3 protein-coding genes are annotated in these 2,528 nt (G+C 57.5%); all 3 read right to left on the bottom strand.

Annotated elements, in window-relative coordinates:
- Window positions 1-16: 16 nt before the first annotated feature.
- From ACOCD2_RS16610 to ACOCD2_RS16620, 3 genes are read right to left on the bottom strand one after another with little or no spacing between them, the layout of a single operon-like run.
- A complete protein-coding gene (locus ACOCD2_RS16610) occupies window positions 17-1,114 on the bottom strand; it encodes a phospholipase D-like domain-containing protein (protein ID WP_293646419.1) in 1,098 nt (365 codons plus the stop codon).
- Between the two features lie 10 nt (window positions 1,115-1,124).
- A complete protein-coding gene (locus tag ACOCD2_RS16615; RefSeq protein ID WP_293646418.1) occupies window positions 1,125-1,880 on the bottom strand; it encodes an alpha/beta fold hydrolase in 756 nt (251 codons plus the stop codon).
- Between the two features lie 2 nt (window positions 1,881-1,882).
- Window positions 1,883-2,446 carry an LssY C-terminal domain-containing protein gene (locus ACOCD2_RS16620; protein WP_293646416.1) on the bottom strand — a complete coding sequence of 188 codons (564 nt, stop codon included), beginning with the start codon at window positions 2,444-2,446 and terminating at the stop codon, window positions 1,883-1,885.
- Between the last annotated feature and the right edge of the window lie 82 nt (window positions 2,447-2,528).

The raw sequence follows: 2,528 nt of genomic DNA on the forward strand, positions 1-2,528 counted from the left end.
CGCCGCGTTTGGATGCCTACTTTGCTTCCCCTCTGGCGCTATGCGCACGACGGGTAAGCAGTACGGCCTCTCGGCTACTGGGGACTACCAGCCTTCGCTTCGCTCTCCATGGCTGGCAGCGCAGGTAGGCCTGCTCGATATAGGTTTCCCTGTAGCGGGGACGGTTCTGAAAGAACCTTGCCCGGGCAGGCTGGAAGTCCAGTGTCAGTTCCCGCGCAGCCAGCTCCCGAACGCGATTTTCCAGCCGGGGATCGGCATCGAAATGAAATTTGATACGCCCGGTTTCCTCCAGCACCTTGCGGGTCGCCTTCCAGTACAGGTTGGTATTCAGAATGCCACGGCTCTTCTTCACCTCCACGAAATAATCGAAGTTGCGATCGAAGGCGGTCACCATGTCCCTGACCACTGCGCCCTGCAATACGATGTCCTGATCCCGCCAGTTACCGTCAGGGGATTCCGGATCGATACGGAAATACTCATTGGCAATATTCAGACCGCCGGCGACAGCCGTGCCGTGATCCGTCTCCCCGTCGATGATCCACATCTTCTCGTGAAAACGCATATCCAGCTGGTTGGGATCGACATGGGGGATGAGCTTGGGAATGGGTACTTCGTTGAGCCACTGTAGCAGCATGGCTTCGTAGCCTTCCACCTCGATACCCCACTGCTTCAGATCGAAATACAGGTTCTGGGTCTGGAAGGACGGATTGGAAAAGGCATCGACGATGACCCGCACATCCAGCCCCTGCGCCTTCTTTTCCTTGAGTATGCGGGCAATATACTGACCGGATTCGTCCGCGGTAAAGATAAGGGCCTGGATACGTACGGACGTATCTGCCGCTTTCAGCATATGGATGCGCGCAGCAAAAGCATCATCACCGTTGTTCAGAATGGCGATGCGCGTGGCATTGGCGTCATGCACCGGAAACAGGCCGTTAAGGCCGATATCCGGCAAGGGACTGCCGACAAAATCACTTGCCGGCCCGAATACGCCGCTGTGGTTTACATGAGCCGCCTGGAGAATAGCGCTTTCGGACTCCACTGGAGCCGTGCTGCAGGCATCCAGAAACAGCACTACAGCAATCAGCCACACCACAGGCGCCCATCTTTTCATGCACCCACCCTTATTCTTCTTCTCTCGCAGAATCACTCTCGTGCGGAAAACGGCCCCTGCGCAGAAACCCTATCACCTCATTTGCAACATCATCACTGTAGCGCATCAGCACATGTCCCGCCGATGCCACGAGAAAATCCTTCATTCCCGCCACCTGCGTGCTCTCCACGGAGACGATGCCATCATCCGGACCCCGCAGCACCCAGGAGCCCACCGGGTTGATACTGCGATTGCCCGCGATAATACCCAGTTCGTAGTCTGGTGCGGGCAGGCGCCTGGGAAAGGCATCCGCGCTCGTACCCAGGCGCTGTGCAGTAGGGCCGGCCAGCACCCTGAACAGACGGTTGTCAGCCAGCCAGTCCACCAGCTCCGTCCCCCTGTTCGGGGTTCCCAGCAATACTACCCTGCCCAGGTTGATTTCCCGCCTTTCGCCCAGCAATGCGCGCACCATGACGCCACCAAGGGAATGGGCCACGAAGTGCACCTTCTTTTTCGCGGCGCAACAGATGCGCACACGGTCATGCAACAGCCGGACGAGTTCTTCAGGCGCCTTCTCCCTGGAAGGGTAGCCGATATTGAATACCTCGAAGCCGGCATGTTCCAGGCGATACTGAAGATAGTACATGGCCTGGGTGCTGCGCCCCAGCCCATGCAGAAGCACGACAGTTTCACGCTGATCTGCCGGGATGGACTCCTGTGGTGCATGTCCGGCACAGCCGGCCAGCAGCAGACCGGAAAACAGCAACAGGATTAGAAGACGCAGCACGGCTAATGCGGGATATCAAAATGCCGGGGCCGGGCCACCCGAGTTGTATGATCCCAGTCGAGAATCTGAAGTCGATGCTGGGGCTGAAGAAACACGGCCTTTTCGTGAGAACCGAGGAAGATCACAGCCCGCAGCCCGTCGGTGTAATAGGGATCACCGGTGAGGTTTCCGCGGGGTTTTTCCGGCGATGATTTTTCCCTGTCAGACACATAGCCGATCTTCGTCACCTGCTCGGTCAGGATCAGGTCTTCGAGGAGATAGTTGCGGTCCTCGTCCACATCCGGATCGATCTTGTGGGTGAAAAAAATCGGCGACTCGGACGTCATGTGCACACCGATATCCCGGCTGACCTGCCCGACCCAGACGGGTAGCCCTTCCACTGTCCAGGGCGTAAGCCAAAGACGCAGATGATTCCTCTGGGAGATGTTGGAGCGCGCCTTTTGCAAGGCATAATCCTGCTTGCGTCCGAAGACATACAGGGGGCTGACCGGGGAATAGCGGTATCTGTCACCGAACAGGAAAGACTTGCAAGCGTGTCTTCGACCTCGTGATAGATTTTGGGACATCCCAGTCCCCAAAATCGACTCGGCCTTTGACAACCTATTCGTGCCCCAGCCGTCCTGGTCACCAAGCACTACGCAACAACTT

Origin of the sequence: Thiolapillus sp. (assembly GCF_048562965.1) — a bacterium.
GTDB classification, from domain to species: domain Bacteria; phylum Pseudomonadota; class Gammaproteobacteria; order Chromatiales; family Chromatiaceae; genus Thiolapillus; species Thiolapillus brandeum_A.

Excerpts from the sequence above, each read along its gene's own strand:
- ACOCD2_RS16610 (WP_293646419.1), bottom strand. The coding sequence starts at position 1,114 with ATGAAAAGATGGGCGCCTGTGGTGTGGCTGATTGCTGTAGTGCTGTTT.
- ACOCD2_RS16620 (WP_293646416.1), bottom strand. The coding sequence starts at position 2,446 with ATGTCCCAAAATCTATCACGAGGTCGAAGACACGCTTGCAAGTCTTTC.